At 60.1% G+C, this 19,421-nt stretch carries 20 protein-coding genes; all 20 read right to left on the bottom strand.

Annotated features, from left to right (window positions below):
• Positions 1 to 7: 7 nt before the first annotated feature.
• Positions 8 to 1,024, bottom strand: a complete 1,017-nt coding sequence (locus H8S02_RS00100) for a pyridoxal phosphate-dependent aminotransferase (RefSeq protein ID WP_186968700.1) — start codon at positions 1,022 to 1,024, stop codon at positions 8 to 10.
• 46 nt (positions 1,025 to 1,070) lie between these two features.
• Positions 1,071 to 2,027: an adenosylcobinamide-phosphate synthase CbiB gene (gene cbiB, locus H8S02_RS00095; RefSeq protein ID WP_186968699.1), complete on the bottom strand. Its 957-nt coding sequence runs from the start codon at positions 2,025 to 2,027 to the stop codon at positions 1,071 to 1,073.
• Entirely contained in the window at positions 2,028 to 2,357 is a 330-nt protein-coding gene (locus H8S02_RS00090) for a bifunctional adenosylcobinamide kinase/adenosylcobinamide-phosphate guanylyltransferase (protein ID WP_243166342.1), read from the bottom strand.
• The gene (gene cobS, locus H8S02_RS00085; RefSeq protein WP_186968697.1) at positions 2,354 to 3,142 is read right to left on the bottom strand and encodes an adenosylcobinamide-GDP ribazoletransferase; all 789 of its coding nucleotides are present in this window, start codon (positions 3,140 to 3,142) and stop codon (positions 2,354 to 2,356) included. Before cobS ends, H8S02_RS00090 begins: the two co-directional genes overlap by 4 nt.
• Entirely contained in the window at positions 3,139 to 3,666 is a 528-nt protein-coding gene (locus H8S02_RS00080; RefSeq protein ID WP_186968696.1) for a bifunctional adenosylcobinamide kinase/adenosylcobinamide-phosphate guanylyltransferase, read from the bottom strand. The genes cobS and H8S02_RS00080 overlap by 4 nt, the downstream gene beginning before the upstream one ends.
• 58 nt (positions 3,667 to 3,724) lie before the next feature.
• Positions 3,725 to 4,783 (bottom strand): nicotinate-nucleotide--dimethylbenzimidazole phosphoribosyltransferase, encoded by a 1,059-nt coding sequence (gene cobT / locus H8S02_RS00075; protein WP_186968695.1) that lies wholly within the window; start codon positions 4,781 to 4,783, stop codon positions 3,725 to 3,727.
• Complete coding sequence (locus tag H8S02_RS00070; protein WP_186968694.1) at positions 4,780 to 6,132, bottom strand: cobyrinate a,c-diamide synthase; 1,353 nt, start codon at positions 6,130 to 6,132, stop codon at positions 4,780 to 4,782. The genes cobT and H8S02_RS00070 overlap by 4 nt, the downstream gene beginning before the upstream one ends.
• Complete coding sequence (gene cbiE / locus H8S02_RS00065; RefSeq protein WP_186968693.1) at positions 6,122 to 7,315, bottom strand: precorrin-6y C5,15-methyltransferase (decarboxylating) subunit CbiE; 1,194 nt, start codon at positions 7,313 to 7,315, stop codon at positions 6,122 to 6,124. The genes H8S02_RS00070 and cbiE overlap by 11 nt, the downstream gene beginning before the upstream one ends.
• Positions 7,316 to 7,330: 15 nt before the next feature.
• Positions 7,331 to 8,614 (bottom strand): glutamate-1-semialdehyde 2,1-aminomutase, encoded by a 1,284-nt coding sequence (hemL, locus tag H8S02_RS00060; RefSeq protein WP_186968692.1) that lies wholly within the window; start codon positions 8,612 to 8,614, stop codon positions 7,331 to 7,333.
• Position 8,615: 1 nt separating this feature from the next.
• On the bottom strand, positions 8,616 to 9,602 hold the full coding sequence (gene hemB / locus H8S02_RS00055) for a porphobilinogen synthase (protein WP_186968691.1): 987 nt from the start codon (positions 9,600 to 9,602) through the stop codon (positions 8,616 to 8,618).
• An 8-nt stretch (positions 9,603 to 9,610) separates the two neighbouring features.
• On the bottom strand, positions 9,611 to 11,104 hold the full coding sequence (gene cobA, locus H8S02_RS00050) for a uroporphyrinogen-III C-methyltransferase (protein WP_186968690.1): 1,494 nt from the start codon (positions 11,102 to 11,104) through the stop codon (positions 9,611 to 9,613).
• Entirely contained in the window at positions 11,101 to 11,964 is an 864-nt protein-coding gene (gene hemC / locus H8S02_RS00045) for a hydroxymethylbilane synthase (RefSeq protein WP_186968689.1), read from the bottom strand. The genes cobA and hemC overlap by 4 nt, the downstream gene beginning before the upstream one ends.
• A complete protein-coding gene (gene cobK / locus H8S02_RS00040) occupies positions 11,961 to 13,160 on the bottom strand; it encodes a precorrin-6A reductase (RefSeq protein ID WP_186968688.1) in 1,200 nt (399 codons plus the stop codon). Before cobK ends, hemC begins: the two co-directional genes overlap by 4 nt.
• Entirely contained in the window at positions 13,157 to 13,882 is a 726-nt protein-coding gene (cobJ, locus tag H8S02_RS00035; protein ID WP_186968687.1) for a precorrin-3B C(17)-methyltransferase, read from the bottom strand. The genes cobK and cobJ overlap by 4 nt, the downstream gene beginning before the upstream one ends.
• Positions 13,879 to 15,072, bottom strand: a complete 1,194-nt coding sequence (hemA, locus tag H8S02_RS00030; RefSeq protein ID WP_186968686.1) for a glutamyl-tRNA reductase — start codon at positions 15,070 to 15,072, stop codon at positions 13,879 to 13,881. Before hemA ends, cobJ begins: the two co-directional genes overlap by 4 nt.
• Positions 15,073 to 15,088: 16 nt before the next feature.
• The gene (locus H8S02_RS00025; protein ID WP_186968685.1) at positions 15,089 to 16,114 is read right to left on the bottom strand and encodes a cobalt-precorrin 5A hydrolase; all 1,026 of its coding nucleotides are present in this window, start codon (positions 16,112 to 16,114) and stop codon (positions 15,089 to 15,091) included.
• Positions 16,111 to 16,866, bottom strand: coding sequence for a precorrin-4 C(11)-methyltransferase (cobM, locus tag H8S02_RS00020; protein WP_186968684.1), 756 nt, complete (start codon positions 16,864 to 16,866; stop codon positions 16,111 to 16,113). The genes H8S02_RS00025 and cobM overlap by 4 nt, the downstream gene beginning before the upstream one ends.
• The gene (gene cobI, locus H8S02_RS00015; RefSeq protein ID WP_186968683.1) at positions 16,863 to 17,555 is read right to left on the bottom strand and encodes a precorrin-2 C(20)-methyltransferase; all 693 of its coding nucleotides are present in this window, start codon (positions 17,553 to 17,555) and stop codon (positions 16,863 to 16,865) included. Before cobI ends, cobM begins: the two co-directional genes overlap by 4 nt.
• Positions 17,552 to 18,688, bottom strand: coding sequence for a cobalt-precorrin-5B (C(1))-methyltransferase CbiD (cbiD, locus tag H8S02_RS00010; protein ID WP_186968682.1), 1,137 nt, complete (start codon positions 18,686 to 18,688; stop codon positions 17,552 to 17,554). Before cbiD ends, cobI begins: the two co-directional genes overlap by 4 nt.
• Before the next feature lie 316 nt (positions 18,689 to 19,004).
• The coding region (locus H8S02_RS00005; protein WP_186968681.1) for an electron transfer flavoprotein subunit alpha/FixB family protein at positions 19,005 to 19,421 on the bottom strand (417 nt) is incomplete at its 5' end.

Here is a 19,421-nt window from a genome sequence, read left to right as displayed (position 1 = left end):
TCCTTCCCTATATTTCCTGTATCTGCCGCAGAGCGTGCAGCAGTTTTTCGCTCGCGTCTCTCGTTTTGACCGCCGCCCGGTAAAAGCCGGGACCGAGTCCGCGGTAATTTGAGCAGTTTCGTATCATGATACCCTGTTTTCGCAGTTTTTCATCGAGTTTTTCGTCCGAAGAGTGAAAAAGCAGAAAGTTCGCCTCACCCGGATAGACCCTGACGCCGCACGAGCGCAGACCGTCTATGAGATACGCGCGTTCCTCCGCGATACGGCGTGCCGTCTGGTCACGCCAGCCGTTCTGCTTCGCAGCGGCCTCCGCGCACGCCTGCGCGATGACCGACACGTTCCACGGCTGCCCGGCGCGGTAAAGTCCGTCGATGACCGTCCTGTCTGCGGTCATGCACCAGCCGAACCGCACGCCCGGGACGGCGAACATTTTCGTGTAGGCGCGGAGCAGGATGAGACAGGGAAATGCTTCGAGCAGTCCGGAGAGGGAATGCTGCTCTGCATCGAGCAGAAAGTCATTAAAGCATTCGTCTACGATCAGATAAACACTGTTTTCTGCACATTTTTGAACTATTCTGCGCATCAATTCCGGCTGCGCCGTGCGTCCGGTCGGATTGTTGGGATTGCACAGATAGACCGCGTCATATTTAGACGAAATATCAGAGAGCAGCCGCTCCGTGACCGCAAAATCCTCGCTCTCGCGGAGCATATGAAAGTCGATTTCCGCGCCTGTGAGCGTTCTTTCGTATTCCGCGAAGGTCGGCGCTGTGAGCAGCACACGCTTCGGCCTGAGCACTGCCGCGAGCCGGTCGAGCACATCCGCCGCGCCGTTTCCGCAGTAAACCATGTCCGCCGGAATCCCCTCCGCTTCCGCAACAGCCTGCCGCGCCGCGCGGCAGAACGGGTCAGGGTAATGCGCGCATTCATCCACAGCCCTGTGCATTGCCGCACGGACCGCCTCAGGTACGCCGAACGGATTGATATTTGCAGAAAGGTCGATCGGCTGCGCACCGAATTCGCTCACAAAAGTTTCTATATCTCCGCCGTGACAGTAGGAATAAGCCATTATATCACCTCTGAAGTGTCAGTCTGACCGCGCAGCACAGCGCGAGAGCGAGCACGCTCGCGGCGTTCATCAGGTCGATCGTCGCGAGGATATCCGTGCGGTCCACACGGCGCAGCGGGTCTCCGAACGCCGCTTTTCTGACGGTTTTCCCGAAGTAGCTTGCGTCACCGCCGAGCTGGATGTGCAGCGCCCCGGCACACGCAGACTCGGTCTGGCCGGCGTTCGGGCTCTTGTGCAGATTGCGGTCGCGGCGGTAAATACGCAGCGCGCTGCGGTTGTCGAGCCGCAGCATGCCTGCGCCGGCGATGATGCAGAGCGCTGACAGCCGTGCCGGGATGAAGTTAAAAATATCGTCCATTTTCGCAGAAAACTTGCCTAAATTCTCGTATTTTTCGTTGTGATATCCGACCATCGAGTCAAGCGTGTTGACCGCCTTATAGAGCATCCCGAGCGGCGCACCGCCGATGAGCATGTAGATGAGCGGCGAAACCACACCATCAGTCAGGTTCTCTGCAATAGTCTCTACGGCGGCCTTGATGACGCCTTCTTCGGAAAGCGCAGCAGTGTCGCGGCCGACATACCACGCGACAGCCTTTCGGCCTTCCTCAACCGACTCCTTCACGGCGCGGTAAACATGCTGCCCGGCTTCAGACAGGCTTTTTCGTGCAAAAATCAGCCAGCAAAGGATGGAATTCGCGGCAAATCCAAGCCACAAATTGATTCCGGATAGAAATCGCAGGACGAGGAACGGAACCGCGAAGCTGACGCCGCAGACAACGATCCAAAGCACGGCACCTGCGAATATCATTGCACCTTTTCGAGGCGGAAAAAGCCGTCTAAGCAGTTTTTCCATGCAGGAAATCAACTTTCCTACGGCACAGACCGGGTGCGGGAACCACCTTGGATCACCAAGCAGCGCGTCGAGCGCAAAGCCGAGCATGACGGCACAGGTTACAGCCATTTATTTCAACTCTCCTTTAATAAACTGCGGCACGCCCGCCCAGACACGGATGACCGCATCCGCCTCCGATGCGAGCGCACAGCACAGCCGACCAACGGCTTCGCGCCAGTTTTCGTCATTTGGTTCGATCGGAACCACGCCGCAGCCAATTTCATCGCATGTTATCACATGGCCGCGCAGCGCTGCAGAAAGTTCCAGCGGGTCCTGCTCTCTTTGCAGCATTTCACGCACTTTTTCATGAAGATTATAGATTTTCGGTTCATCAGGATACAGTTTTTCTGCAATTTCGCGTTTTCCCTGAAACGAACCGCCGATGATAAGTACAGTCATAACACAAGTCCTCCGAACGCTGCAACAGCCAGGCATAAAAGTTCTGAAATCGAAATACAAAAGCCTGCCAGGTCGCCCGTTATCCCTCCAAAAGTTTGTTTTGAAACTTTTTCATGAAAGGCATACCACAGCATGAGGAGCACGGTCAGAATCAGCGCTGCCGTCGTACCGTGCGTTACGCCGAAAAGAAGCACTCCGGAAATCAGCAAATATACCATTGTTTCCAGCAATAAAACGACCGAAACCACACGTTTATCACTGTTTTCCGCAAATATATGTGCGAGTCCGCTGTCCTTCGCGCAGGGAGAAGCTACCACCTTGCGGCCGCCCATTGCGCGTGCGACCGGGAATGCGACCAGAACAAGAGGAAACAGTCGGAAATACTCAAAAATCTGTGAAAAGCAGGCACATTCAGCAAGTAAAAATGCACAAATCCACATCGGACCAAATGCACCGACATGCGGGTCTTTTAGAATAGCGAGCCGCTTTTCACGATCTCCGAAAGAACAAAGCGCATCGCAGGTATCGCACAGGCCGTCAAGATGAATGCCGCCCGAAATGCACAACGGTATCAGTGTCGCTCCAACCGCATAAAACAGCGAATTTGCACGAAAAAAGCTGCAAAAAGCAAACCAGATCCAGGATACCGTGCTAATGATGACGCCGACAAACGGGAGAAAAATGAGCGCCCAGCGCATCGTCTTTTTTTCCCAGTTCACCTGCGGAACAGGGATAGCAGAATACATCGAAAACGCTACAAAAATACCGCTGATTACGCTTTTCATCTTGTTTTCACTTCCTTTATCGGCAATAAAATTCCGCAAACGCTTTCGTAAACTGCATCTGCATCCCGTGCAAGTTTTTCATGAAGCTCCGCAAGTTTTTGCAGATAATTTTCTGTTTCCGGCGGATAACTTCCTCCATCCGAAAAGATTTCATTGGAAACGATCACCAACGTATCACAACATGATTTCAATTTTTCTATGCCATCAAGTATGGATTTCACACAGTTTTGTGCCGTGCCATCCGGAGAGAAAATTTCATTAGCGAGCAGATTGCCTAAATCCTCAAGTAAAATCCCGTCATAATGACGATCAATTTGCAGGCCTTTCAAATCGAGTGAACGTTCTACAGTATGAAAACCTTTTCCTTCTCGCAATTTACGGTGCCGCGCGATTCGTGCTCTGGCGCTTTTACCAAATGGCTGCATCGTCGCAAGGTACAATTTGCTGTGTGCTCGCGCACACACGATTTTTTCGGCATGTTCCGATTTTCCGGAGGCAGCTCCTCCTGTCACCAAAACAAGCATATTCTCGCATCCCTCGCCGTTCTAATTATTGAAATCATATTGTTTATTTACTCAAGCATCACTTCAATGGTTTATATGCCTCAACGCCGATTTCATCAAATGTAGGCATTTCTCTATATGGCGCGAGCGCAAGATCAAGCAGTGCGATACCTGCCGCAGCACCGGTGCCCTCTCCCAGGTGCATCCCCGCTGTTATAAATGCCTTTTTGCCAAGTTCTTGAAGCAGCAAAGCGCTTGCAGGCTCTTCCGAGCAATGCGCTGCGATCAAATAGTCCGCGACAAGAGGACACAAGCGCACCGCGGCCAGCGCAGCAGTGCAGGTAATCACGCCGTCAAGCACAATCGGCAGACCACATGCCGCTGCGCCGAGATAAAAGCCTGTCAGCCCGGCAATATCCAGTCCGCCCACCTTGCTGATCACATCAATCGGATCGTCAGGATTCGGACGATTTACTGCAAGAGACTTTTCAACAGCCTGCATTTTTTTGCGGAGGCCTTCAGAAGAAAGTCCTGCTCCCCGTCCGGTAACGCGCGATGCCGATGCACCTGTGAGCGCGGCTGTGACTGCCGCGCTGGTCGTAGTATTGCCAATTCCCATTTCTCCACCACAGACCAGACGGAAGCCCTGCTGCGCGCAGTTCTCTGCAAGCTCAATCCCGGTTTTCACCGCCGCAATAGCTTCATCCCTTGTCATAGCGGCATTTTCCGCAATATTTTCTGTCCCTTTGCGTATTTTTTTATCAACAACTCCCTTAAATGAGAATTTATCTGCTACTCCGATATCCACCGGGAATACGTCCATATCAATCGATTTCGCCATCATGCACATGGTGGACCTTCCCTGTCCCATGTTTCGGGTGACTGTTGCCGTGACATCCTGCCCGCATTGCGTCACCCCCTCTGCTACGACTCCGTTATCCGCACAGAAAATAACCGCAGCCCGCGGTCGAATAATCGGTACAGGTTTGCGCTGGATTCCTGCAAGCTGAATGATCGCGTCCTGCAACAACCCAAGTCCTCCAAGCGGCATCGCAATATCAGAAAAACGTTTTTCTGCTGCCCTCATTGCTGCTGCGTCCAGCGGTCTGACGCGCGATACAGCCTCCTCGATCGTCATTTTCTTCTCTCACTCCATTCCATGCATGCACGAACAAATTTTTCTGGAAAATCAATGTTTGCACGTAAAAATAAATGCGGAAAGCCAGCATAAAGCGACTTCGTAGTGTGCACGCAAGGCCATTTTCTCCCGTTCGGTTTTTCTGCCACGAAATCATGTCCATTATTCTCGGATTTGGCATAATGAAACTCGTGCGCGCGGATTTGTCCTCCACATGCGGACAGCATATTGTCATCCTGTGCAGTCAGTGTGACATACCCGAACGGCTGCAATTTTTTAGTCAAAACTGCGTTTCCGCGAACAACGCCGACCATCTCCGCACCTTCCAGATGCTCATGAAGATAGAGAAATCCACCGCACTCCGCAATCGTCGGAAGTCCCTTTTCGATTGCATTTTTGATCGAATTTCGCATTTTCACATTGTTTGACAGCTCAGTAATATGCAATTCCGGATAGCCGCCGCCAAGGTACAGGCCGTCAGTATTTTCAGGAATGCAGCTGTCAGAAATCGGAGAAAACTCAACCAGTTCAGCGCCTAAATTGCGCAATACCTCAAAATTATCCTCATAATAGAAACAAAACGCCTTATCCCGCGCAACGGCAATACGTACCGGCTTTTTCGTCACCGGGCTGATCTTTTCCGAATCATCTGGCAGCTGCGATGCAGTGCGCGATATTTTTAATATTTGTTCAATATCAATTCTGTTCTCAGCAGCATCTGCAAGCAGATCCAGTCTGTAATTCAAATCCTTTAATTCATCTGCGGTTACGAGTCCCAAATGTCTGTCTGGAATTTCTGCCTCTGGTACCGACGGAAGATAACCCAGAACCTTCAATCCGGATTTCTGCACAATATCACGATAAAAAGGATACATTGTATCCGAAATTCCATTTAAAATCACACCGCACAGCGTGTTTTCCGCATAATTACGAAATCCCGAAAGCATAGCTGCCAGAGAAAGCGACTGTCCCTTCGGACGCACAACAAGTATCGCAGGCGTACCTGTTTCACGCGCCAGATGCGCGGCGGAGGCCGTGTCGGTCGTGCCGGAAACGCCATCATAGAATCCCATTACGCCTTCGATTACGCCGATACCGTTTTGCGGAATGCTGCGCACAATCTGACCGCGTACTTCACGCTCACTGATGAAAAAAAGGTCAAGATTTCGGCTTGGAATGCCGAGGACTGCCTTGTGAAACATGGGATCGATATAATCCGGTCCGCACTTGAATGCTGCAAGCGGAATATTTCTTCGCTGCATCGCGCGCAGAACGGTAAGCGTGACCATTGTTTTTCCACAGCCGCTGCCCGTTCCGGCAATCATGATCCGCGGTGCATTATTCGCCATATTTATCCCCTTTTCCCGACAGGATAAACACCGGATTGTTCGCTGTCATCATCGTGTAACACCCGATGCTTTTCCCTCTCGCCGCAGAAAGCTGCGTGATTTCGACCTGCTGCAAACCGAATTCTGCAAACAGCCTCTGCGTTTCCTGCAAAGTCTCCAACGCGATCGCATTCACGGCAATTCGTGCCTTTGGATTTTTCATCAATGCAGCCTCAATGATTTCACGCATATTTCCGCCGCTTCCGCCGACAAAAACACAGTTCGGTTTGGGAAGATCTGCAAGCACTTCGGGCGCATGTCCTTGGACGATATGCACATTAAAGCCTCCGAGCTTTTGTCTATTCTGCGCAATAAGCTCGATTGCTTCCGTGTTGCGTTCGACCGCAAAGACAGCTCCGTCCATCGCTTTCCGCGCGAGCTCAAATGTCACCGCGCCTGTGCCCGCGCCGACGTCCCATACGGTATCCCCCGGCTGCACGCCGAGACGCGCGACCGACACCCATCGCACTTCCTCTTTGGTCATCGGAACCTTCGCGCGCGTCAGCATTTCGTCCCGAACAGGCTCAAACGGATTTACAGAATTCGGATTGAGGACAAGCATCACGGCAAGATCTGCGCAGGGGTTTTCTGCAAGCTCCGATGCCGTTCCCTTCAACACTCTTTCTCCGGGTGAGGCGAGATTTTCTCCAATGCATACCTGCACGACGCCGAGTCCGGCGTCTGCCAGCGAACGGCAGACAAACTGCGCATTGTTGTCACCGCCTGTCAGCGCGAACGTTTTCTCATGGTAGCTGACCGCGCCGAGCAGGTCTCCTTTTCTGCCGTGAAGGCTGCGAATGCACGCATTTTCATAGCTGATTCCGATTTTTGCACACAGATACTGCATACTTGACAGGCCGCAGAACAGCCGCACTTCGCCATGCGCGAGCAGCTTTTCCCGCAGTTTTCCGGCGGCGCTGAAAAATCCAACATCGCCCGAAACCAGCAGTGCAGCTCTGTCCGCTCCGCACGCAATCGCCCGTTCCGCAAGCTCGGAAAACAGACAGATCTGCGCATTCTCGCAGATTTCTGCAAGGCGCTCCGTCGCAAACACCATTTCTGCCGATGCAAGCGCCTGTGCGGCCTCGCCGGTCAGTGTTTCCCGTGTGCCCATCCCGGCGCCTATGATATCGAACTGGCGCATCCGCGTCCCTCCTTTTTATGCCATCTCGCTGAGTGTTTCTTCTGCCGCCTGCACCGTGCAGGCGAGGTCGTTCTGCGTATGCACGGACGAAACGAACATCGCCTCAAACTGACTCGGCGCGAGATAAATTCCCCGCTTCAGCATGCCGTTAAAGTATGCCGCATACCGTTTTGTGTCACTTTTCTTCGCCGCAGCATAGCAGTTTACCGGCGTTTCCGTGAAATACGGACACAGCAGCGAGCCGATCTGGTTGACCTGCATCGCGATGCCGTGCTTTTCCGCACTTGCGCGCAGATGGTTCGCGATATAGCTCGCAGAGGTCTCCATGACCGTGTAGATCTCCGGGTGATCGGTGATAATATTCAGCTGGGCGAGACCTGCCGCCATGGCGACCGGATTGCCCGACAGCGTGCCGGCCTGATAAACCGGTCCGGTCGGTGCGACCTGCTCCATGAGGGCGCGGCTGCCGGCATAAGCACCGACCGGCATACCGCCGCCGATGATCTTGCCGTAGGTCACAAGGTCGGCCTGCACGCCGAAATACTCCTGTGCGCCGCCTGCCGCGAGACGGAAGCCCGTGATGACCTCATCGTAGATGAGCAGCGCGCCATGCCTGTCGCAGAGCGTGCGCAGACCCTGTAAAAAGCCGTCCTCAGGCGGCACGACACCCATGTTCGCTGCAACCGGCTCGACGATGACCGCCGCGACCGCGCCGTCATTCGCCTCGAGCAGGCGCTCGACCGATGCGAGGTCGTTGTACTGCGCCATCAGCGTGTCCTGCGCTGCACCCTTCGTCACGCCCTTGGAATCCGGTTCGCCCTGCGTGAGCGCGCCGCTTCCTGCGCCGACGAGCATCGCGTCCGAATGACCGTGATAGCAGCCCTCGAACTTGATGATCTTGTCTCGTCCGGTCGCGCCGCGTGCCAGACGGACCGCACTCATGACCGCCTCCGTTCCCGAATTGACCATGCGGACCATCTCGACGCCGGGCAGCATGGAGACCATCTTCTCCGCCATTTCGACCTCAAGGCCGGTCGGCGCGCCAAAGGAAAGGCCGCAGACCATGCGGTCATACACCGCCTTGAGGATATCGGGGTGGCTGTGCCCGAGGATCATCGGCCCCCACGAGCCGACATAGTCGATATATTCCAGTCCGTCAGCATCCAGAATGTGACTGCCGAGGCCCTTTACAATAAAGCGGGGCGTACCGCCGACCGCACGGAATGCGCGGACAGGCGAGTTGACGCCGCCGGGCAGCACCCTGCACCCCCGCTCAAACAGCTTTTCTGAGTTCGTCATATCAGCCGATGTCTCCCTTCCGAATGGCGTCCGCCAGCTCGCACGCAAAATAAGTGATCAGAATATCCGCTCCGGCACGGAAGATCGAGACCGCGCTCTCGCACATTACGCCGTATTCGTCGATCAGACCGGCCTTCGCCGCCGCCTTGATCATCGCGTACTCGCCGGACACCTGATAAGCCGCGACGGGCAGGTCAAATCTGTCCCTGCACTCGCGCACGAGGTCGAGATACGGCATCGCAGGCTTGATCATCAGAATGTCCGCGCCCTCCTGCACATCGAGCTCGCATTCGCGCATAGCCTCACGGCCGTTATGGGGGTCCATCTGATACGAACGGCGGTCGCCGAACGCCGGAGCAGAGCCTGCGGCGTCACGGAACGGGCCGTAGAAGGTAGACGCGAATTTCGCGGAATACGCCATGACCGGCGTGTTGACAAAGCCGTTTTCGTCGAGCGCGGCGCGGATCGCCGCCACGCGGCCGTCCATCATGTCGCTCGGCGCGACCATGTCCGCACCGGCGCGCGCATGGCTGACCGCAGTCCTGGCCAGCACCTCGAGCGTCCTGTCGTTGTCGACATAGTGACCGCACAGGATGCCGCAGTGGCCGTGCGAGGTGTACTCGCACATGCAGACGTCCGTGATGATATACAGCTCGGGCGCGATGGCGCGGAGCGCACGGATGCCCTGCTGCACAACGCCGTTCGAGTCCCATGCGGACGAGCCGTTCTCGTCCTTGTGCTTCGGCAGACCGAACAGCAGTACACGCGACACGCCGTGTGCGCGCATGCGCTCGACCGCGCGGCCCAGCATATCGGGCGAATAGTGATACTGTCCGGGCAGCGACGGAATTTCGTCGCAGATGCCCTCGCCCTCGATGATGAAGATCGGCCAGATCAGGCTGTCCGCAGAAATGCGCGTCTCGCGCACCATGCGGCGCAGCGTATCCGACGTCCGCAGCCGCCGCGGACGGAAATCCTTGTTGAACATTGATATTGTCACCCTTCCAGAACAGTTTTGCAAAGCGCGAGAAGGGCGGTCTCGGTCGCCTCCTGCGCGGTAAATGGTTTCATTTCATAGCTTTTCGCAGCTTCGGCCGTGACCGGGCCAATGCAGAGCGCGGCAAGTCCGCGCAGGTTTTCCCTCCCCACAGCTTCCGCGAAGCTGTGCACGGTGGACGCGCTCGTAAAGGTCACGCCGTCGAGCGCCCGGTTCCGGATGCGCTCACGCAGCTCATCCGCCTTCGCGCAGCAGCGCACGGTATCGTAAAGCGGTACATCCGTGACACGGATGCCGCTGTTCTTCAGTTTTTCGGGGAGAATGCGGCTGCCCTCGGCCGCACGCAGCAGGAGCGCCGCGCCGCCGCCCTGCATTTCCCGGCAGAGCGCGTCCGCGAGGTGTTCGCTGTCGTAAGCCTCGGGCACGAGGTCGGCGCTGATGCCGCAGGAAGCGAGCGACTCCGCCGTTGCGCTGCCGATGCAGGCGAATTTCATCCCGTACAGCGCGCGCAGATCGCGTCCTGCGCGAAACAGTGCGCGTACCGCAGCCTGTACGCCTGCCGGCGAGGTAAACACCGCCCAGTCATGCTTTTCCTCGAGCGCCCCTGTGAGCGAAGCCGTGTCCCCGCGCTCATGCAGCTCGATACAGGGCGCGGCGATGACCTCCGCGCCGAGCGCACGCAGACCGTCCACCAGTCCCGCGTTCCGTTCCTCCGGGCGCGTAACAGCAAGTGTTTTCCCGTGGAGCGGCAGCGCCGTCCACCAGTCGAGCGTACCGCTCAGCGCACAGACGCGCCCGACCACGATGAGCGCCGGGCTGTGCACCCGGGCCTTTTCTGCCGCATCCGCCAGCTTCCCCACGGTTGAAACGACCTTGCGCTGTGTGCCGCGCGCGCCGTTTTCAATGACCGCCGCCGGCATATCCGGCGGCATTCCTGCCGCCGTGAGGCCGTCCGTTACCTGCCGGAGCGCGGTCAGCCCCATGAGGAACACGAGCGTTCCGCCCGTGCGCACGAGCGCTTCAAAGTCGATGCAAAGCGGCTTCCCCGCCCGTACGTGCGCGGTCACAATGTGCACCGATGAACAGAAATCGCGGTGCGTCACCGGGATACCGGCGAACGCCGGTGCGGCGAGCGCACTCGTCACGCCCGGCAGCACGCGGAACGGCACGCCGTGCGCCTTCAGATATTCGCACTCCTCGCCGCCGCGCCCGAACAGATAGCAGTCGCCGCCCTTGAGGCGGACGGTGCGCTTTCCCTGCCGCGCAAGGCGCACCAGCAGGGCGTTGATCTCGTCCTGCGGCACAGGGTGATGCCCCATTTTCTTGCCGACGCAGATGCGCTCCGCGCCCTTCGGGATGAGGTCGAGGATGCTCTCGTCCACCAGACGGTCATATACGACCGCGTCCGCCTGTCTGAGCGCCGCATCGCCGCCGCGCGTTAAAAGCTCCGCGCCGCCCGGCCCCGCACCGACCAGAGTTACCGTTTCCGTCATGTTTCCTCCTCCGCCTGTCTGCGCAGGCGTCCCGCGAGCATGCAGCCGAGCCGCTCGCCCGTCTCCGGTGCGCCTGTCAGCTCTCCCCTGATCAGACTCCGCTCATCCGCGCTGACGTACAGTCCGCGCAGGCGCAGCATCCCGTTTTCGAGCACGGCATACGCCGCCGCCGGGGAAAAGCAGCCGCCGCCGAGCGCCCGGATGAACGCCCGTTCCGCCAGAGCGCAGACACGCGTCTCCGCGTCATCGAGCAGCTGCGCCGCCGCGCGGCACTCGCCCTCCCGCGCCTGCACGGCAAGGATGCCCTGCCCGGCCGCCGGGAGCATTTCCTCCGGCGAAAAATACCGGCTGATGCGGTTTTCCAGTCCCAGACGGTGCAGTCCGGCCGCCGCGAGCACCAGTGCGCCGTATTCGCCGCTGTCGAGCCTGCGAAGCCGGGTCTGCACGTTTCCGCGCACCGGTTTTACCTCGATACCGGGAAACAGCTGTGCAAGCTGCACGCGCCGCCGCGCGGACGAGCAGCCGATCGGCTTTTCCCTGTCCCAGCTGCCGTCCTCCGGCAGCACGAGCGCGTCTCTCGCGTCCGCCCGCTTCGGGAACGCGATGAGCGGCAGACCGTCCGGCTGCTCCATCGGCACATCCTTCAGGCTGTGCACCGTGAGGTCGACTTCGCCTGCGGCGAGCGCGCGGTCGAGCTCCTTGACGAACAGTCCCTTGCCGCCGACCTTGTCCAGCGTGCGGTCAAGGATCTTATCGCCCGTCGTTTTCATCGTCACGAGCTCGCACTCGCCCAGACGGCGCATGACCTCCTCCGCCTGCACGACCGCAAGGCGGCTGTCTCTGCTGCCAACTTTTATCATGTCATTTCCTCCAGTACCCGTCGGATACGCCGCGCCGCCTCGGCAGTCTTCGCGTGCGAGGTGCCGCGCGAGACCACGCCGACCGTCAGCTCCGCGCCCTCACAGACCGCCGGGAAAAAGAACGTCGACTCCGATGCGCTGTCCGCAACGCTCACCGGAATGCCGAGAGACGCGCAGTCCTCCGCAATGCGGTGGTTGACCGTGCGGTCATCGGTCGCCGCGACTGCCAGAAAAACCCCCGAAAGATCGCTTTTCTCGTAGCCGCGGCACAGATTTATCTCGATTTCCGCGCGTTTTTCCGGCGCTGTGACCGTGACGCACGCGCCGAAGCGCCGCAGCACAGCAGCACGCCGCGCCGCGATTTTCCCTGCGCCGAACACCGCGCACCGCCTGCCCTCGAGCGGCACGAACAGCGGAAAGCGCGGCGGCGCCGTCTGCTTTTTCTCCTCCGCAAGACCGAGCTCTTCGCGCAAAAACGCCTGCATTTCTGCAAGGCTGCGGCCGCTCTCCTCGCGCGGACGGGCAATGATGAGCGTTTTGATGCCGGTCTCACGCGCGGCCGCGAGCTTTTCCGCAAAGCCGCCTGTCGCGCCCGTGTCCTTGGTGACAAGGATCTCCGCGCCGGTCTGACGGATGAGCGCAGCGTTCATCCCGGCAGAAAACGGCCCCTGCATCGCGATGATGTGCGAGCCGGGAAAGCCGAGGGACGCGCATTTCTGTATCACGCCGACGCTCGGCAGCACGCGCGGATACAGCCGTTCCGCAAAGTTTTCGACCGCCGTATACGCCTCGAGTTCCTTGCTCCCGGTCGTCAGCAGCACCTTTCCGGGGTGTCTGCTGAGCCACGCGACAGCGGCCTCCGTGTCGGGCACGGTCTCCCCCTCGCCGTACCGCAGCGCCGGGCGGAGCAGCCGCTCGTATCGCGCCCCCGTTTTCGCGCACGCCGTGCGCAGATTGTCGGTCACGAGCGCGGCATAGGGGTGCGTCGCGTCGATGAGCAGCGTGTCCGCATCGAGCCGCGCCGCGATCTCATTTTCGTCCAGACGCCCCTCATGCACCGTGATGCCGGGCATCGGCTCCATGACCGCCGCGCCGTACTCGGTCGCGACAAAAACCTCCGCCGGAACGCCGTTCGCGGCGAGAAATCGGCTGAGCTCGTGCCCCTCGGTCGTGCCCGAAAAAACGCAGATCCTCATACGCCGCGGTACCCCCGGGGCGTTACCATACGGCCGTCGATGACGACCGTGCGGCTGTTGCCGACAAAGACCGTCGTGAGCATATCGACCGGCGTGTCGCGCAGCGCACCGAGCGTCGTGAGCGAAAAGCTCTCGCCCTCACGGCCGATACTGCGCACCGTACCGCACACGGTCTCGGGCGGCACGCTCTCGAGCAGAATGTCGCACGCACGCGCGAGATGATCCGCACGCCTGCGGCTGGAGGGGTTGTAGAGCGCGATGCAGAAATCCCCTGCGGCCGCGCCGCGCAGACGCTGCTCGATCTTGTCCCACGGTGTCAGCAGGTCGGACAGGCTGATGCACGCGAAATCGCAGGTCAGCGGCGAACCGAGCACCGCGCCGCCCGAGCAGGCCGCCGTAATGCCGGGGATGACCTCGACCTCGACGCCCGTTCCGGCTGCCAGCTCGATGAGCAGTCCGGCCATGCCGTACACACCGGCGTCACCCGACGAGACCACCGCAACCGTTTTGCCCTGCTTCGCGCGCTCGAGCGCCGCCGCACAGCGGTCCACCTCGCGTGTCATGCCGGTCTGGATGCGCTCCTTTCCCTCGATGAGGCTATCGATGAGGTCGAGATACAGGCCATAGCCGGCCACGCAGTCGCATGCTTCGAGCGCACGCACCGCGCGCAGCGTCATCTGCTCCTCGCCGCCCGGACCGATGCCGATACAGTAAATTTTCATCTCCCGCTCCCCTTTCCGATGTGTTCGAGACACGCTTTCATGGTTTCTACGTCGATCTTCTGCTTCATGCCGCCGAGGACAAGCTCCACCGCGCGGTTTGCGGCCAGCTCTGCGAGCGTTTCCGCGTCCCCGTCCGCGACGAGCGCATCATAGTCCCGGATGTGGCGCACGCGAGAGGCGACCGCACTCTTGAGCTGCGCAATGAGCGGCAGGGCGGCGCGGTAGTTGAGCCACGCGAAAAACTCGCGCGTCTCCTCGTCGAGAATGCGCAGCGCAGTCTCCCGCGCGGCGTTATCCGCGTCACCAAGCTCACCGAGGTCATCCAGATTGAACAGCGCCGTGTGTCCGCTCGCCGCTGCGCTCTCGATGTCGCGCGGCATGGCCAGATCGAGCAGCAACCGCGGCGGATGGCTGAGCGCAGCGGTCTGCTCCGCCGTCAGGGTGAAATGCGGACTGGTCGTGGCGCTGACGACGAGATCCGCGCCCTCGATGCGCTCCATGCGCCGCTCATACGGCACGGTGGCGCAGCCCTGCGGCACGACGGTCTCGCCGTGGCGGTAGGTGCGGAGCGTGACCGTGACCGCGCAGCCGGCCTCCACGAGCGCACGCGCCGCGAGCCGCCCCATCTCGCCGTTGCCGATCACGACCGCGCGTTTTCCTGCGAGCGTGCCGAAAAAGCGTTCCGCCCTGCGCACGCCGGCCTGCGCCGCCGAGGCCGGCACCCCGGTCAGCCGTGTTTCGGTGCGCACGCGCTTGCCTGCGGTGACGGCACGGCGGAACAGCGTATCGAGCACTGCGTCCGCTGTTTTCAGCTCCCGCGCAAGTGCGGCGGCATCCTTGACCTGCGAAACGATCTGGTCATCCCCGAAGATCTGCGACTGCATCCCTGCCGAGACCTGCATCAGATGACGCACCGCCTCGCCGCCTGTGCGCTGCACGAGGAACGGACGGCACGCCGGCGCTCCGGCGGCTTCGCACAGCACCTCCGCCGCGTCAGGCAGCACGCGCTCCCCCTCTGCGTGCAGGTACAGCTCGGTGCGGCTGCATGTCGCGAGCAGCACCGCCGCGCAGCCGGTCTGCTCTGCGATGCGCGGCAGAACCGCCTGCACCTGTCCTCGCACCAGAGACAGCTTTTCGCGCTGCTCAAGTGCTGCGCTCACATGGTCAATGCCTGCCATACAGAGTTTCACGTTTGTTCCTCCTCGGTCATTCTTCAAGGCAGACGCGGTATCCGCCTGCCGCAAACGCGGCTGTTACGCCGTTTTGCGCGTATTTCCGCGCGATGATCGTGCCGTTCCCGGCATTTACGACGGCAGCGCGCTCGCATACGCTGTCGACGCCCACCGTGTCTTTCACGAACTCCGACGCCGTAAATTCGCCGGGCGCGGCGTTCAGTTCTTCTGCCGAATACACGGCAAACGGCAGCCCTTGTGCGGCGCAGAAGGACACAAGGCCAGGCTCGTCCTTCTTGATGTCAATGCTCGCGACAGCCTTCACCGCCGCAAGCGGCAGACCTGCCCGGCCGAGCGCCTCGCGCACGGTCTGCTCGACCGCGCCTGCCGATGCGCCCTTCCGGCAGCCGATGCCGAGGCTGATCACGCGCGGCACCAGATGCAGCGTGTGCGGGAACGGCTGCACTTCGGTGTCAAAACCGATGACAAAACCGCTTTCTGCCGCTGTTTTCGTGTCGATATGCGCCGGGAGCAGGCCGTCGACCGGAAACGCCGACCGCAGGCCGACCGTGTCGCCGCGCAGCAGCGCACCCGAAATGTATTTGATGTTTTCCGGGTCGAAGACCACGCATTCATGCGATTTCGCCCAGCTGTCGACTGCAAAAACCGCGCGGCCGTCGGTCGCAGTCGTGATAACTGCCGTCGCGCCCAGCCCCTCCGCGAGCCGTCCGGCAAGCTCGTTCGCGCCGCCGAGATGGCCGGAGAGCAGCGGGATGACAAACCGTCCCTGCTCGTCGATCACAACGACCGCCGGGTCATACGCCTTTCCGGCGAGATAGGGCGCGGCCGCGCGGACCGCGATGCCTGCCGCGCCCACGAAAACGATCAGATCGCAGTCCACCATCGCCTGCTGTGCAAACCGCGGGAGCGAGGTGTTCGAGAGCGACAGATCGACCGTGCGCGCGTAGCGCTCACACAGAAAATCCGGCAGCAGCCGAGCAGCTTTCGCGGCAGTCTGTGCACCGATTTCGGTAAAGGAGACGAATTTCGCGTGTTTCATCGGCTCGCCTCACGGAAACCGGTGGTGAACGCCGGGTCATACAGCTTAGAGCGGTCGTAGCTGTCGCCAAGGAAGCCGCCGACCGTGATGAGCGCGGTTTTGGTGATGCCCTCGCGCGCGCCTGCCGCCGCAAGCTCGCCCACGGTCGTGCGCACGACCTTTTCGTCCGGCCACGTTGCCTTGTAGACGATGGCCGCAGGCGTTTCGGGCGCATAGCCGCCCTCGATGAGCCGTGCGGACAGCTTTTCGAGCTGCCCGGCCGACAGAAAAATGACCATGGTCGCGCCGTGCGCGGCAAGGCTCTCGATCTGCTCGCGCTCGGGGACGGGCGTGCGGCCCTCCATGCGCGTCAGGATGACCGTCTGGCTGACGTTCGGCAGGGTATATTCTGCCTTGAGCGCCGCCGCTGCGCCGCAGAACGACGAAACGCCCGGGCAGACCTCGTATGCAAGCCCCAGTCTGTCGAGCGCGTCCATCTGCTCGCGATGCGCGCCGTAAACGCAGGGGTCTCCGGTGTGCAGGCGCACGACCGTCTTTCCCGCACGCGCCGCAGGCGCCATGACCGCGATGACCTCCTCGAGCGTCATTTTCGCGCTGTCGTAGATCGCACAGTCCTCTTTTGCGTAGTCCAGCAGCGCCGGATTGACGAGCGAACCGGCGTAAACGATGACATCCGCCTCGCCGAGCAGCTTCGCGCCGCGCACAGTGATGAGGTCGGGCGCGCCCGAGCCGGCGCCGACAAAGTAGATCATTTGCGTTCCTCCTTTACCAGAATGATGGAAAAATAACCGGAAGGCTCGTCGAGCTCGTCCAGATCGTATACTACACGCTCGCCCTCCATGCCGCAGCGCTCAACGAGCGCCGCCTGTTCGAGCTGGCCGCTCTCACGCAGCTCATCGCGCACGCGCAGCACACCGCGTCCTGCCTTCATGAGCACCTTGCTGCCCGGCAGGGCGAGGCCCTCGCGCTCTCTGCCGTGCGAAGCCGGAATGATGTGCAGCATTTCGCCATCCTCACACAGGGCGCGGCCGAGCCTGGCTGCTGCCGCGCAGAACGCTGGTACGCCGGGGACAAGCTCCGCCTCACAGCCGCGTGCGGCCACGCGCTTATGCACATACCACGCGGTCGAATAGACCGTCGGGTCACCGAGCGTGAGGAACGCGACAGTCTTTCCCTCCCCGATGAGCGCACAGATGGCGTCCGCCGCCGCATCATGGCTCGCGTCCCGCGCCGCCCTGTCGTGCGTCATGGGCATGGCGAATGAGCGGACGGTCTTACCTTTTATATATTGCGCGGCAATATCGAGCGCGGTCTGGCCGCCGCCGTCCGACTGCGGCACCGCGACGATATCGCACTCGGACAGGACGCGGATGGCCTTTGCGGTCAGCAGCTCCGGGTCGCCCGGACCAACGCCGACGCTGTATAACTTTCCCTTTTTCATAAATTCTTCCTCAGTTTTTCGCAGAGCCGCGCCGCGCCTGCCGACTGCGCAAGCACGCCGTATTTTGTCGTAAACATAATAAATTCCGCTGCTGCACGCCCCTTGAGGCGTCTCGCGATGCGTTTTTCCATTTCGTCCTGAATGCGCGCCATCACGCTCTCGCGCACGCCCTCCCGGTCGAGCAGCTCGATGCACGCATCGACCGACACCGCCTGCATGAGCAGCTCGAGCGTCTCGCGGCCAGCCCCGCACAGTGCCGCATGCGCGGTGAATATCTCCTGCCGCGCGTCCGCGACCGAGGAATGCGTGTTCATAACACCTGCGGCGAGCTTGACGAGCTTTCCGGCGTGGCCGACGAGCAGGATCTCCGGATAGCCGCATACGACCGCATGATCGAAGGCTTCTCCGATATAATTTGAGCACTTGACCGCGCGTTCCAGATCAAGTTCGAGCGTTTCGCGCGCGAAATCCGCGCCGTAGTTGCCCGGACAGAGGAACGCGACGCGCTGTCCAGCGGCGTATAGACTGTCCATTTCCAGACAGATCGTGTCCACGAGCGCTTTCTCGCTCATCGGCTCTACGATGCCGCTAGTACCGAGAATAGAGATGCCGCCGATGATGCCGAGGTGGCTGTTATAGGTCTGGAGCGCGAGTTCTTCGCCGTTTTCGACCGAGAGCACAACCGAAAATCCGCCTTCATAGCCATTTTCCTGTGCCGCACGCTCGAGCGCCGCCTTGATCTGCGCACGCGGGCCGGGATTGATGGCGGCCTCGCCGACCGGCTCCGCGAGTCCCGGACGGGTCACACGGCCGACGCCGCTGCCGCCGTCGATGACGATGCCGCTGTCCGCGCGCCGGACGGCCGACGAAATGAGCACGCCGTTCGTGATGTCCGGGTCGTCGCCCGCATCCTTGCGCACCGCGCAGACCGCCTCGCCGTCATGCAGGCTCGCCTGCTCGACCGGCAGGTTGAACGTCACGCCGCCCGGCGTGAGCAGCCGGATTTCCGCCGGTGCGCTCCCCGTCAGCAGCAGGATCGCCGCCGCCTGCGATGCCGCCGCAGCGCACGAACCTGTTGTCCAGCCGCGCCGCAGCGTTTCCGTGCCGCGGTAAACCGTGAGCGGACCCGTCATCGCGCTCCCTCCTTTTTTCGATAGAAATGCAGTTTATATTATAGCACAGAGACGGATTTTTTTGAATACCGTTCGGCAGTTTTCGGACGATTTTGATAATTTGACAGATGACAAAGACAGGACACGAAAAAATCCCCCATCCATACGGACAGGGGATTTACATTCATATCATGTACTTTCGAGAGGGTTAGACCCAGTCGAAGTCACCTTTTTGACAAGAAAGACCAAGCAGATCGAGGAAGGCGGCGAGGCCGCGCACATGTGTACGCAACGAACCGCTTGACGACGAGCTGCGCCGGTATTTCGCAGTCAAAAATTACTTAGCTTCCTTAGCAGCCTTGATCGCGTCGATCATCATCGGAACAACCTTGAACAGGTCGCCGCAGATGCCGTAGTCAGCTACGTCGAAGATCGGAGCGGAGTCAGACTTGTTGACAGCTACGATGCACTCGGAATCCTGCATGCCAGCCTTGTGCTGGATCGCGCCGGAGATACCCAGAGCAACGTACAGCTTCGGATGTACGGTCTTGCCGGTCTGACCAACCTGGTGGTCAGCAGACAGCCAGCCGGAGTCGATAGCAGCACGGGAACCGCCAACAACGCCGCCGAACAGGCCAGCCAGCTCTTCAGCCAGCTTGATGCCGGTGTCAACGTCCTTGGAGATGCCGCGGCCTACGGATACGACTACCTCAGCGCCGGTCAGGTCGACCAGCTCCTTAGCTTCCTTAACGAC

The sequence above is a fragment of the Agathobaculum hominis genome, from assembly GCF_014288055.1.
GTDB classification, from domain to species: Bacteria; Bacillota; Clostridia; order Oscillospirales; family Butyricicoccaceae; genus Agathobaculum; species Agathobaculum hominis.
This window is presented reverse-complemented; position numbering and strand designations above follow the sequence as displayed.